At 70.6% G+C, this 12,459-nt stretch carries 14 protein-coding genes; 9 read left to right on the forward strand and 5 right to left on the reverse strand.

Going from position 1 to position 12,459, the window contains the following annotated elements; translation table 11 throughout:
* Nucleotides 1-130: 130 nt before the first annotated feature.
* From LXM50_RS02955 to LXM50_RS02985, 7 genes are all read left to right on the forward strand, one after another.
* Complete coding sequence (locus LXM50_RS02955; protein ID WP_233309681.1) at nucleotides 131-439, forward strand: helix-turn-helix domain-containing protein; 309 nt, start codon at nucleotides 131-133, stop codon at nucleotides 437-439.
* A 3-nt stretch (nucleotides 440-442) separates the two neighbouring features.
* Nucleotides 443-667 (forward strand): DUF3046 domain-containing protein, encoded by a 225-nt coding sequence (locus tag LXM50_RS02960; protein ID WP_233309683.1) that lies wholly within the window; start codon nucleotides 443-445, stop codon nucleotides 665-667.
* Nucleotides 668-940: 273 nt separating this feature from the next.
* Complete coding sequence (gene recA / locus LXM50_RS02965) at nucleotides 941-1,993, forward strand: recombinase RecA (RefSeq protein WP_233309684.1); 1,053 nt, start codon at nucleotides 941-943, stop codon at nucleotides 1,991-1,993.
* Nucleotides 1,994-2,030: 37 nt separating this feature from the next.
* Nucleotides 2,031-2,870, forward strand: a complete 840-nt coding sequence (locus tag LXM50_RS18665; RefSeq protein ID WP_233309686.1) for a regulatory protein RecX — start codon at nucleotides 2,031-2,033, stop codon at nucleotides 2,868-2,870.
* 98 nt (nucleotides 2,871-2,968) lie between these two features.
* Nucleotides 2,969-4,519, forward strand: coding sequence for a tRNA (N6-isopentenyl adenosine(37)-C2)-methylthiotransferase MiaB (miaB, locus tag LXM50_RS02975; protein ID WP_233309687.1), 1,551 nt, complete (start codon nucleotides 2,969-2,971; stop codon nucleotides 4,517-4,519).
* A 134-nt stretch (nucleotides 4,520-4,653) separates the two neighbouring features.
* A complete protein-coding gene (gene miaA / locus LXM50_RS02980; RefSeq protein WP_233309689.1) occupies nucleotides 4,654-5,550 on the forward strand; it encodes a tRNA (adenosine(37)-N6)-dimethylallyltransferase MiaA in 897 nt (298 codons plus the stop codon).
* On the forward strand, nucleotides 5,547-6,008 hold the full coding sequence (locus LXM50_RS02985; RefSeq protein WP_233309690.1) for a GNAT family acetyltransferase: 462 nt from the start codon (nucleotides 5,547-5,549) through the stop codon (nucleotides 6,006-6,008). The genes miaA and LXM50_RS02985 overlap by 4 nt, the downstream gene beginning before the upstream one ends.
* Before the next feature lie 53 nt (nucleotides 6,009-6,061).
* On the opposite strand, the gene LXM50_RS02990 is transcribed toward LXM50_RS02985, so the two are convergent.
* Together LXM50_RS02990 and LXM50_RS02995 are read right to left on the reverse strand one after the other, a co-directional pair.
* Complete coding sequence (locus LXM50_RS02990) at nucleotides 6,062-8,626, reverse strand: AAA family ATPase (protein WP_233309692.1); 2,565 nt, start codon at nucleotides 8,624-8,626, stop codon at nucleotides 6,062-6,064.
* Between the two features lie 16 nt (nucleotides 8,627-8,642).
* Entirely contained in the window at nucleotides 8,643-8,894 is a 252-nt protein-coding gene (locus LXM50_RS02995; RefSeq protein WP_233309694.1) for a DUF4242 domain-containing protein, read from the reverse strand.
* Nucleotides 8,895-9,062: 168 nt separating this feature from the next.
* Here LXM50_RS02995 and LXM50_RS03000 point away from each other — a divergent pair, with 168 nt between their 5' ends.
* Nucleotides 9,063-9,434, forward strand: a complete 372-nt coding sequence (locus tag LXM50_RS03000; protein WP_233309696.1) for a helix-turn-helix domain-containing protein — start codon at nucleotides 9,063-9,065, stop codon at nucleotides 9,432-9,434.
* Here the strand turns inward: LXM50_RS03000 and LXM50_RS03005 are convergent.
* Complete coding sequence (locus LXM50_RS03005; protein WP_233309698.1) at nucleotides 9,416-10,054, reverse strand: ClpP family protease; 639 nt, start codon at nucleotides 10,052-10,054, stop codon at nucleotides 9,416-9,418. The genes LXM50_RS03000 and LXM50_RS03005 overlap by 19 nt on opposite strands.
* Before the next feature lie 2 nt (nucleotides 10,055-10,056).
* Nucleotides 10,057-10,677 carry a ClpP family protease gene (locus LXM50_RS03010; protein ID WP_233309699.1) on the reverse strand — a complete coding sequence of 207 codons (621 nt, stop codon included), beginning with the start codon at nucleotides 10,675-10,677 and terminating at the stop codon, nucleotides 10,057-10,059.
* A 143-nt stretch (nucleotides 10,678-10,820) separates the two neighbouring features.
* Between LXM50_RS03010 and dapF the strand changes: the two genes are divergently transcribed.
* Nucleotides 10,821-11,693 (forward strand): diaminopimelate epimerase, encoded by an 873-nt coding sequence (gene dapF, locus LXM50_RS03015; protein WP_233309701.1) that lies wholly within the window; start codon nucleotides 10,821-10,823, stop codon nucleotides 11,691-11,693.
* Nucleotides 11,694-11,765: 72 nt separating this feature from the next.
* Here dapF and LXM50_RS03020 read toward each other — a convergent pair whose 3' ends face one another.
* The gene (locus LXM50_RS03020; protein ID WP_233309702.1) at nucleotides 11,766-12,407 is read right to left on the reverse strand and encodes a class I SAM-dependent methyltransferase; all 642 of its coding nucleotides are present in this window, start codon (nucleotides 12,405-12,407) and stop codon (nucleotides 11,766-11,768) included.
* Between the last annotated feature and the right edge of the window lie 52 nt (nucleotides 12,408-12,459).

Raw genomic sequence — 12,459 nt, forward strand, 5'->3', positions numbered from 1 at the left:
ACGAAGTTGAGTCGAGTGTGCTCACATTCAATGCACAGAACGAAACAGTAGTGTCGATCCCGACAGGTCGGGTTAGACTGACCATCCGATCCGGCGCTTGGGGCCGGGCGATGGGGGAGAGGAGGTCCCGATGATTCTCGTACGACAGGAGATCGGTGACGTGCTGCGGGACTTCCGTCTGCAGAAGGGCCGCACGCTCCGCCAGGTCGCAGGCAAGGCGTCCGTCGCGCTCGGGTATCTCAGTGAGGTCGAGCGCGGACAGAAGGAAGCCTCCAGCGAGATCCTCGCCTCCGTGGCCGAGGCGCTCGACGTGCCCATCTCCACCATCATGCGCGAGGTCGGCGATCGGATCGCCGAGCTCGAGGGGCTGCAGGTCATCCCGGATGTCGTTCCTGACGAACTGGTGGCGTCGGTCGAGTCCGAGCTGTCGCTGCGCTGACGGATGCGACGTAGCGAGTTCCTCCGAGCGGTCGATGCAGAGTTCGGATCACGCGGTGGCGCCCTCGTCGCGGATCTCGTACTGAGGGCCGTCGGCGGTCGCACGGCCGCGCAGGCCATGGAAGCGGGGGTGCCCCCGCGGGATGTTTGGCTGGCGCTGTGCGCGGAGCTGGACGTGCCCGAGTCGCGGCGGTACGGCGCGGGGCGTCTGGAGCCCCGGCGGCGCTGAGTCCGGTCCGGTCCGATCGTCCGGTGTTCGATCCGCTTCGTGATCTCATCGGCGTGTCGTCGAAGACATGTTCGAGATGCGCGTATCGTCCTGCACAGATGATCTCGTGAGCAGATTCTGAACCGTTCGCGGGGACTCCGACCGAATGTCGGTGGCTCCTCCTAGCGTGTTCGACATGACCACGAGGTCATACGCCTTGTCGGAGAGCTCGCCCCAGCCGGGGCGGCCGCGACAGCCTACAGGCGGCAGTTCACGACCACGAAGGAGCACGTCATGCCCTCTCCCGCAGACCGCGAGAAGTCCCTCGAGACCGCCCTCGCCCAGATCGACAAGCAGTTCGGAAAGGGCTCGGTCATGCGGCTGGGCAGTGATGAGCGCGCCCCTGTTGCGGTCATCCCCACCGGCTCCATCGCGCTCGACGTCGCGCTCGGCGTCGGCGGGCTGCCGCGTGGTCGCATCGTCGAGATCTACGGCCCGGAGTCCTCGGGTAAGACCACGCTGACTCTGCACGCGATCGCCAACGCCCAGCGCGCCGGCGGCATCGCCGCGTTCGTTGACGCGGAGCACGCCCTCGACCCCGAGTACGCCAAGAAGCTCGGCGTCGACATCGACGCGCTGCTGGTCTCCCAGCCGGACACCGGTGAGCAGGCGCTCGAGATCGCCGACATGCTGGTGCGCTCGGGCGCCATCGATCTCATCGTCATCGACTCCGTGGCCGCTCTGGTGCCGCGCGCGGAGATCGAGGGCGAGATGGGCGACTCGCACGTCGGCCTGCAGGCTCGACTGATGTCACAGGCACTGCGAAAGCTCACGGGTGGCCTGAACCAGACCAACACCACGATGATCTTCATCAACCAGCTGCGCGAGAAGATCGGCGTGTTCTTCGGTTCTCCGGAGACCACCGCGGGCGGCAAGGCGCTGAAGTTCTACGCGTCGGTCCGTCTCGACATCCGCCGCATCGAGACGCTGAAGGACGGCACGGAGGCGGTCGGAAACCGCACCAGGGTCAAGGTCGTGAAGAACAAGATGGCCCCGCCGTTCAAGCAGGCCGAGTTCGACATCCTCTACGGCGTCGGCATCTCCCGCGAGGGCAGCCTGATCGACTTCGGCGTCGACCACGGCATCGTGAAGAAGTCCGGTGCCTGGTACACCTATGACGGCGACCAGCTCGGCCAGGGCAAGGAGAACGCGCGCAACTTCCTGCTCAAGAACCCCGACATCGCCGAGACGATCGAGACGCAGATCAAGCAGAAGCTCGGCATCGGCGGTGCGGCGGCTCCCGCTGCGGGGGCGGCCGATGAGCTCGCCCAGCGGCGTCCGGCCTGACATGCGTCTCGACGACGCTCAGCGGCCGGAGTGAGACGTGAGTGACGAGAGGGGCGGGGCGGCGTCCGAGGAAGGCCGCCTCGCCCCGGTGATCCCGCTGTTCGGCGGCCGTGGTGCGACGGCCGGGCCCGAGGGGTCCGAGCGGTCGCGCCCCTCGGCCCCGGTGTCGGCCGCGCCGTCCACCGAGGCGGAGTGGCGGTCGACCTGGGCCGAGGAGTCCGCGGCCGAGCGTCGCGGTCCCAGCTCCCGGCATCCTGCCGCTGCCGCGCTGGCGCCGGAAGACACAGGGGTTTCCGATCGCACGGCATCCTCTCCTGGTCGGCGAGGGCTGCGGGCCATCGGCCGTCACGGGACCGGGGACGCCTCGACATCGGGCGATCCGCTCGCCGAGGCGAGCGAGCTGCTGGTGCGGAAGCTCCGCTCCAAGCAGCTCTCGAGCACGGAAGCACGCGACGTCCTGCGCGAGAACGGCGTTCCGGCTGACGAGCGCACGCTCCTCATCGAGCAGTTCGAGCAGCGCGGGTATCTCGACGACGCATCCCTTGCCGAGCTCCTCGTGACCGCGGGTTCCGAGCGCAAGGGTCAGGGACGTGTGGCGATAGCGCGCACGCTCAGTCAGCGCGGGATTCCGCGGGAGATCGCTGATGAGGCGCTGTCGGTTCTGGATGACGACGATGCCGAACGGGCACTCGACTACGTGCGGTCCAAGGTGGCGGGTCTGCGCCGCTACGACGAGGACACAGCGATCCGGCGCCTCGTCGGGCAGCTGTCCCGTCGCGGTTACGGCGGGAGTGTCGCGCTGACGGCGGCACGCACGGCCTGGCGCGAGACGCAGCGCGGTTCGGGCGTCGGGCGGGTGCGGTTCGAGGAGAGCTGACGCCGTCGGCCAGGCGCAGAGTCCGGAATACCCGCCGGAATCTCCGCGCCGGACGGCGGGGCCTTTTCCCGCCAGGCGAAAGTAGAATGGCAGGCACTATGACCATTCCCCTCTCAGAGCCCACGCTCATCGCGCCCTCCGCCGCGGCGCTCGATGAGGCCGGGCAGCGGCGCACGTACGAGGTGCGCACCTTCGGATGCCAGATGAACGTGCACGACTCCGAGCGTCTGTCGGGTTCGCTGGAGAGCGCCGGTTACGTCCGCGCCGCCGCGGACGACGAGGCCGACATCGTCATCATCAACACGTGCGCCGTGCGCGACAACGCCGCAGGAAAGCTGTACGGCACCCTCGGGCACCTGAAGAGCCGCAAGGACAAGCACGCCGGGATGCAGATCGCCGTCGGCGGCTGCCTGGCGCAGATGGACAAGCAGGCGGTGCTCGACAAGGCGCCCTGGGTCGATGTGGTCTTCGGCACCCACAACATGGGGTCGTTGCCCGGTCTGCTCGAGCGCGCACGCCACAACGGCGAGGCCGAGCTCGAGATCCTCGAGGCACTCGAGGTCTTCCCGTCCACGCTGCCGACGCGTCGGGATTCGGCCCACAGCGGCTGGGTCTCGATCTCGGTGGGCTGCAACAACACCTGCACCTTCTGCATCGTGCCCAGCCTGCGCGGTAAGGAGAAGGACCGCCGGCCCGGCGACATCCTCAACGAGATCCGCCTCCTCGTCGAAGACGGGGCGATCGAAGTGACCCTGCTCGGTCAGAACGTGAACTCCTACGGCGTCGAGTTCGGTGACCGCGAGGCGTTCGGCAAACTGCTGCGCGCGGCGGGCGAGATCGAGGGGCTCGAGCGGATCCGCTTCACGAGCCCGCACCCTGCAGCGTTCACCGACGACGTGATCGACGCGATGGCGGAGACACCGAGCGTCATGCCGCAGCTGCACATGCCACTGCAGTCCGGCAGCGACCGGATCCTGCGCGCGATGCGCCGCTCGTACCGCAGCGAGAAGTTCCTCGGCATCCTCGACCGGGTGCGCGCGAAGATCCCGAACGCGGCCATCTCCACCGACATCATCGTCGGCTTCCCCGGCGAGACCGAGGAGGACTTCGAGGACACGATGCGCGTCGTGGAGCAGGCACGCTTCGCGAGTGCGTTCACCTTCCAGTACTCGATCCGCGAGGGCACCCCCGCCGCGACCATGGCAGACCAGGTACCCAAGGAGATCGTTCAGGCGCGGTACGAGCGCCTCATCGCGCTGCAGGAGCGCATCTCGCTGGAGGAGAACCAGAAGCAGCTCGGCCGTGAGGTCGAGGTCGTGGTCTCCGTCGGCGAGGGCAAGAAGGACGCGGAGACGCACCGGCTCACCGGGCGCGCGCAGGACAACCGGCTGGTGCACTTCGAGCTGCCGGAGGGCTCGGACCGGCCGCGCCCCGGCGACGTGGTGTCCGTCACCATCACGCACGCGGCGCCCTTCCACCTGCTCGCGGATGCACCTGACGGCGCGCCGCTGCGGATCCGGCGCACCCGCGGCGGTGACGCCTGGGACCGCGCGCAGTCCGAATCGTGCGCGGTGCCGGCCGTTCCCGCAGCCGCCGGGGCGCCTCGAGCGGTGTCGTTGGGACTGCCGACGCTCCGCGCCGGAGTGTGAGCACACCGGGAGCCGGGTCGGTCCCTGAGCCTGGCCCGCGCGCCTCAGAGGCTCCGGGCAGCGCGAAGCGCCGGCCGGAGGGAGGCGCGGGGCGCCAAGGACCCGCCGGCACCGCCCCGCGTCTGTGGGCGATCGTGGGTGCGACCGGCACAGGCAAGAGCGACCTGTCGCTCGACCTCGCGCAGGCGCTGGCGTCGCGCGGGCGTCGCGCGGAGGTCGTCAACGCGGATGCGATGCAGCTCTATCGCGGCATGGACATCGGCACCGCCAAACTCCCCGCCGCAGAGCGGCGGGGGATTCCGCATCGCCTCTTCGACGTGCTCGACGTCACTGAGGACGCGGCGGTGGCCTGGTACCAGCCGCACGCGCGCGCCGCGATCGAGCAGATCCATGCCGGCGGTGCGGATGCGATCCTCGTGGGCGGATCCGGACTCTACGTCTCCAGCGTGCTGTACGACTTCCGCTTCCCACCGCGGGATGACGCGCTGCGCGCGCGACTCGAGGCGGAGTTGGATCAGGACGGCCCCGGGCCTCTGCTCGCACGCCTGCAGCAGCAGGATCCGGCGACCGCCGCACGGATCGATCCGAAGAACGGCCGCCGCATCGTGCGGGCGCTCGAGGTGCTCGCGCAGGGGGAGCGGACTCATGGCGCCGCGCTGCCCGAGCAGCCGGTGCTGTGGCACCCGCGCACACGCGTGCTGGCGCTGGGCGCCGAGCGCGCTGCGCTGGTCGAGCGCCTCGACCGGCGCGTGGAGCGCATGTGGGAGCAGGGCATGCTGGCCGAGGTCAAGCGTCTGCGGGAGGCCGGACTCGAGCAAGGCGTCACGGCGCGCCGAGCGATCGGCTACGCACAGGCGCTGTCCCAGCTGACCGGCGCGCTGACGCAGGAGGAGGCGATCGCCGAGACGCAGGCCCTCACCCGCCGATACGCACGACGCCAGGTCTCGTGGTTCCGCCGCTACGCCGAGGCGGAATGGCTCGACGCGCTCGCGCCGATCGATCTGGAGAACATCCTGGAGGAACGCGCATGACCACCGGATTCACGATCAGGGCCTTCGACCGGGATGACACCGATGCCGTCGTCGCCCTCTGGGAGGATGCGGGACTGACCCGCCCGTGGAACGACCCGCGCGCCGACATCGAGCGCAAGCTCGAGGTGCAGCCCGAGCTGTTCCTCGTCGCCGAGGAGCGCACGCAGGAGCGGACGGGTGGGGGCCACGCGGCACGGATCGTCGGATCCGTGATGGCAGGTTACGACGGCCACCGCGGCTGGCTGTACTACCTCGCCAGCGCCTCGGATCGACGGGGTGACGGCATCGGCCGCGCGCTCGTCCTGGAGGCCGAGCGGCTCCTGCTCGCGATGGGCTGCCCCAAGGTGCAGCTGATGGTGCGGGTCGGGAACGAACAGGTGCTCGGCTTCTACGACGCACTCGGCTATGAGCGTTTCGAAGTCGGCAACACCGGCAAGCGCCTCATCCACGACGTCTGATCGGCCCGAGAGCCCCGGGTCTGAGCGCCCGCCGGACCGCCTGCCCGACGGTGTCACACCGGCAGCAGACCCCGCCGGGACGCTGCGGCGACCGCACGCCCGCGGGTCGGCTCGCCGAGCTTGCGGAGCACTGCGGCGATGTGATGCTCGACCGTGCGCCGGGACAGGATCAACCGCTCGGCGATCTCCGGGGTCGACAGACCCTCGCCGAGCAGGCCGAGCACCTCGAGCTCCCGTGCCGTGAGCTGGGCGGGGTTGCCGCGGGCCTGCGCACGGGGTCGGCGCGGCAGTGCGAGCCCGCGGTCGTGCCGGGTGCGCAGAATCGCCTCGATCGCCGCTGCCGCGCCGAGCCCGTCGAGCGTGCGCACGGCCTGGTCGACGACGGCGATATCGGGATCGAGCATCGCCGCGTAGGCGGCCCACACCGGGCAGCCGCGCTCGGTCCACGCTCTCACCGCACGGGTATCGCCGGTCAGCATGAGTGCGAACGGCTCCGCCACCCGATCCGCGGCGAAGGGCGCCCCGCCGAGCATCCGCCACCATGCGAGTTCTCCGGTGGCCCATTCCTCGTCATGCGCGAGGGCGAGCTCCCACGTCGATGCCGTCAGCGCATCGATGGCCCCGGCATCACCGGTGAGCCAGGCGTGCTCGGCGGCGGCGCACACCGCGGGGGCGAGGCGCTGCAGCTCGCCCGCCTCCGCCGCCAGGCGCTGGGCGAGCGCCAGCCTCGGCGTCGCGTCGGCGCCGCGTCGGGCCAGCACACGGGCGGCGGCCCCTGCGGCGGGCATGAGGGAGACGGGGGCCGTGCCGGCGTGGTCCAGCAGCGAGTCGGCGGCGGCCAGCGCCTCGTCGAAGCGGCCCTCATCGGCCAGTGCGAGGCTGAGGCACGCCGTCATGTAGCAGGCCCAGGAGTCGAGGTCGCGGTCCTCGCAGAACGCGATCCCCGCGCCCAGAGCCGCATGAGCATCGGCGAAGCGCTTCTGCAGCACCGCCGACGAGCCGAGGTTCGTGTACGCCCGCGCCACGTGCTCGGGAAGATCGGCGGCTCGCGCGATGTCGAGGCTGTGGGCCAGATCCCGCTGCCCCTGCTCCACATGGCCGGACTGGAGTTCCGCCGTTCCGAGATTGTTGAGCGCGTGGCTCTCGATGTCCTGGCTGCCCAGGGTGCGGGCGAGTCGGAGCGCCTTGCGCCCCCAGAACTCGACCTCTTCGGCCTCCTCGGCGAGCATCCGCAGCTGTGCGTAGTTGCTGTACGCCCAGGCGAGTTCCACCCCCGGTGGCAGCTGCTCCAGGGTCGTGACGGCGCGCAGACCGTACCGTTGCGCATCCTTCCCGTGCCCGGAGAACCAGGAGAGCCGCGAGAGCCACCGCTCGTCGTCACCGAGACGACGCGTGTCTCCCACCAGCTCGTGCAGCTCGAGCGCCTGCTGCCGCGCGGTGAGCGCCTCCGGCAGCTGGTCGGTCAGGTAGCACTCGTAGGACAGTGCGACGAACAGCGCTGCCCGCTCGGCGGCGCTGCTGCTGTGCCGCACGGCGAGGCGGTAGTGCTCCGCCGCCTCCCGGTGGGCGCTGCCGTGCGCGGCCCTCTCCGCGGCGGCGACCGCGTGCGCCATCGCGGCCGTTTCGTCGCCGCAGCCCACGGCGTGATGCGCGAGAGTGCGATGGTCCTCCGGGGTCCGTTCGGCGAGGGCGCGCAGCGCACGTCCGTGCAACTGCCGACGGCGCACGGCTGAGAGGCTCTGTTCGACGGCCTCTCGTGCGAGTTCATGACGGAACCCCAGGGAGCCGTCGATCTCGATCAGCACGCCCGCGTCCGCGCATTCGTCGACGGCGTCCAGCGCCTGCGCGGCGATGCGCGCGAGCAGGTCGGCATCGGCGCCTGCACCCAGGATCGCCGCGGCCGCCACCACGTCCTGGGCGGCGGGAGTCAGCCGGGCGACGCGGGCGAGGATCGCGTCGCTCACCGTGGCGGGCAGCGCCACACCGCCGATCGCGAGGCTCTCCGTGACGAAGAAGGCGTTCCCTCCGGTGCGCAGATGGAGCGCCGTCGGGTCCACGGCGTCGCCCGAGTCCGCGACGAGTCGCGCAACCCCGTCGACCGTCAGCGGCGGCACGAGCAGCCGGCGCACCTCCGTCGCCGTGGCGAGATCGCCGAGCAGCGAGGTGAGCGGATGGCGGGCAGTGACCTCATCATGCCGATAGGTCACGACCAGGAGCACGGGGGCCGTCTCGATGCGCCGCGCGAGATAGCGGAGCGCGTCCAGGGTCGCCTCATCGGCCCAGTGCAGGTCCTCGAGCACCAGCAGCACGGGAGCGGCGGCGATCAGATCCCGGAGTTCGCGGAACAACCGGATCCGATCCCCGCCGGCGGCGACGGAAGGCCCGATCTCGGGTATCGCATCCTGGAACGCGCCGAGCGCTCCCGGCGTCGTGATGTTGTCAGCGCCGCCGATCCGCACGCCGCAGCGCGGGCGTGCGATCCGTGCGAGTGCGCGCACCAGAGCCGTCTTGCCGACTCCGGCCTCGCCGCCCAGGAAGACGACATGACCGGATCCCGCGAGCGCGTCGTCGAGATCGGTGACGAGCTCGGCCAGGAGGGCATCCCGTTCGACGAGCACGTCTCCATTCAACCGCTCAGACACCCTCGCTGACGAGATGGATCTCGTCGGCGACGAGACCGTGCGCCTCGCGGTGCACCGTGTTCGCGGCCTCCGCATCGGGGGCGTCGACCAGGCAGAAGATCTTGCCCGCGGACTCGTCGACCCAGTACCGGAGGTAGTGCACGCCGTGCTGATCCTGCGTGGCCAGATCCGCGGCGTGCGCTGCAGCGACGTCGGCCATCGCCACGGGCCCGTCGAGCGTATGGACATCCATGTAGAGCGCCATGAGCGTTTCCTTTCGTGAGGGCGCGGAGGTGTTCCGCTCTTCGATTCCACCGCGCGAGGACGCATCCCGGATCGGGGAACTCACCCATCTTCCGGAGGGACTCACGCGGGATTCTGCTCAGAGCGGATCCGGTCGCATCCGCGGAAGCGGCGTGCCTAGCATGGCGCCATGACCGCCACCTCTGACACCGCCCGTACCGATCCCACGTCCGCGCACGAGCCTCGCAAGAGCCAGGGCGGCGAGCCCGAGCGACTCTGGCGGAGCGTCGTGGGAGAGCTGCTGCGCGATGCCCGCAGGGACCGTGGCGAGACACTCGTCGAGACCGCCCAGCGTGCGGGCGTCTCGCCGCAGTACCTGTCGGAGATGGAGCGGGGGCGCAAGGAGGCGTCGAGTGAGATGCTCGCCGCGGTGTCCGGGGCTCTCGATCTCACTCTGCTCGATCTCACCCTGGGCGTCGCCGAACGGATCACGATGGGCTCGGCGGCGCCGGTCCGGCAGCCCGCGCAGCCCGTGCGCGCCGCCTACGCGCTGGCCGCCTGAGCGGGTCCCGCCGCAGTGGAGGGCACGCTCGGAGGAGCCTGCGTCACGACCTGATCCACGAGTCCGTACGCGCGCGCGGCGTCCGCCGTGAGCACGAGGTCGCGATCCGTGTCGGTGCGCAGCCGCTCGGCGCTCTGCCCCGAGTGCGCGACGAGGATCTGCTCCAGGCTGTCGCGCACGCGCACGACCTCGTCGGCCTGCAGGATCAGATCCGGGATCGTGCCGCGGCCCTGCGCCGCGGGCTGATGCAGGATCACCCGTGCGTGCGGGAGTGCGGCGCGCTTGCCGGCGGCGCCCGCCGCCAGAAGCACGGCGCCGACCGACACGGCCTGGCCGATGCAGAACGTCGCCACGTCCGAGCGGATGAAGCGCATGGTGTCGTAGACCGCGAGCATGGCGCTGGGATCCCCGCCCTCGCAGTTGATGTAGAGCTGGATGTCCCGGTCGCTGCCCGTGGCGTCGAGGTGCAGCAGCTGCGCCACGAGGACGTTGGCGACGTCGGCGTCCAGCGGCGTCCCGAGGTAGATCACCCGCTCGGCGAGCAGATGCGAATAGACGTCCAGCACGCGATCGCCGCGGGGCGAGGTCGCGATGACGTTGGGGACGAGGAATGAGGCCATGGTCAGGCTCCTTCTGCGGTCAGGCCGATGCTCCGGCGGGTGGGACGAGGCAGGACCGCGGCGAAGTCCGCGGTGATCTCGTCGATGAATCCGTAGGCGAGGGCCTCCTCGGCGCTGTACCAGCGGTCGTGCAGCGAGTCCTCGAAGACGCGGTCGATGCTCTGCCCGGTGTCCTCGGCGATGAGCCCCAGCACGGTGTCCCGTGTGTGCCGCAGATCTGCGGCCTGCAGTGCGACGTCGACGGCGGTGCCGCCGATGCCCGCGGATCCCTGATGCAGCAGGATCCGGCTGTGCGGCAATGCCCGGCGCTTGCCCTTCGTCCCGGCCGAGAGCAGGAACTGGCCGGCGCTGCAGGCGAGCCCGAAGGCGATCGTGGACACGTCGCACGGCACCGTGCGCATGAGGTCGCGGATCGCGAGCATGGCGGGAACGGATCCGCCGGGGGAGTGGATCCAGAGGGTGATGTCGGCCTCCGGATCCTCAGCGGCGAGGGCGAGCAGCTGGGTCATGAGCAGCACGCCGTTGTCGTCGTCGAGCGCACCGTCGAGCACGAGCACCCGGCGCGCGAACAGCATCCGCCGCGTGTCGGCGTCGAAGAGGTTGCGGGGCATGTCATCGGTCATGACCTCAGCCTGCGTCCGGCGGCGGCGGCCGCGCCATCGGATCTGCCGGGGGCGGATCCGCTCCTGGCAGAGCGGCGCCGGACGACGGCACGGCGGGGTGGTCCACGCAGCAGGCGCCGAAGCGCCGCCCCTAGAATCGAGGCATGGTCGCATTCACCAAGGGGCATGGCACGGGCAACGACTTCGTCATCATCGCCGACCCCGACGGTGCCCTCGACGTCGGCGCCGACCAGGTCGCCGCCCTTTGCGACCGTCATTTCGGCATCGGCGCGGACGGCCTGCTGCGGGTGGTGCGCTCCGCGGCCCTTCCCGAGGGGACGGCCGCGCTCGCCGAGGATCCGGCCGCCGAATGGTTCATGGACTACCGCAACGCCGACGGGTCCGTCGCCGAGATGTGCGGCAACGGGGTCAGGGTGTTCGCGCACTACCTGCTGCGCACCGGGCTCGCCGAGCTCGACGAGGGCGGATCGCTCGCGATCGGCACGCGCGCCGGGGTACGGGAGGTCACACGCAGCGCCGAGGGCTACCGCGTCGACATCGGCGGCTGGCGACTCTCCGGCGACGACCCGCTCGCCCGCGCGACGGGTCTGAGCGTTCCCCGCCCGGGGCTCGGCATCGACGTCGGCAACCCGCATGTGGTGGTCGCGATCGCGTCCGACGCCGAGCTGGACGGACTCGAGCTCACGCACGGTCCAGAACTCGCGCCGATGCCCGAGCACGGCGCGAACGTCGAGTTCGTCGTGCCGGCGGAACCGCTCGTGCAGGACGGCGTCGGCCGGGTGCGCATGCGCGTGTTCGAGCGCGGCGTGGGGGAGACCCTCAGCTGCGGCACCGGCGTGGTGGCCACGGCTCTCGCCGTGCGGCACTGGGCCGGCGCGGGCGCTCCCGACGAGTGGCTCGTGGAGGTCCCGGGCGGAACACTCCGAGTGACCATGGAGCCCGGAGCTGGCGGCGAGCACGCGTTCCTCTCGGGACCGGCCCAGCTCGCCTTCTCCGGCGAGATCGAGCTCGCCTGAGACCGACCGTCCTGACACGGCTCGGACCAGGCCGACCGCGCACCGGCGGCGAGGCCGTGGTCGGCTGCGGCGTTACGGCAGCGCGATCGCGTCGGTGCGGGGCGTGCCGTGCCGACGGACCTTCAGCACGCGGAACCCGCGGCCCGTGGTCGCACGGTAGACGCTGTAGCCGTCGTCGAACGTGGTCGCGAGCCAACGCTGCAGGGAGTCGGCTCCGAGATTGCGGCTCACCACGAACCATCCGTCCGCACGTTCGTCCAGCCGCGGGATCCACCGCTCGAGCAGATCGTGCAACTCGCTCTTGCCGACGCGGATGGGCGGGTTGGATCGAATCGAGCGGAAGCTCACGTCATCGGGAACATCGTCGGGGGTGACGGCGTTGACGTTTTCGAGACCGAGTTCCGCGGCGTTGCGGCGGACGAGATCCAGTGCCCGCTCGTTCACATCCACCGCCCACACGGTCGCGTGCGGTGCGGCGAGGGCGAGCGACAGCGAGATCGGACCCCAGCCGCACCCGAGATCGAGCAGATGCCCGCCGGGAGGCGGAGGCGGGGTGTTCGCGAGGAGCACGGAGGTTCCGACATCCACGTGATCGGGGCTGAAGACTCCGGCCGCGGTGGTGAGTTCGATCTCTCGGCCCGCGAGGGTCACCCTGATCCTGCGGAGGTTCTCGGGGCTGGCGGGGGCCGCAGTGAAGTAGTGGTCCGAGCCCATGGAGCGAGCGTAGCGGACACTCACAGCTAAAGTTAAGGCGCCCGACCGAATC

It is taken from the genome of Microbacterium sp. Au-Mic1, assembly GCF_021341785.1.
Classification (GTDB): Bacteria; Actinomycetota; Actinomycetes; order Actinomycetales; family Microbacteriaceae; genus Microbacterium.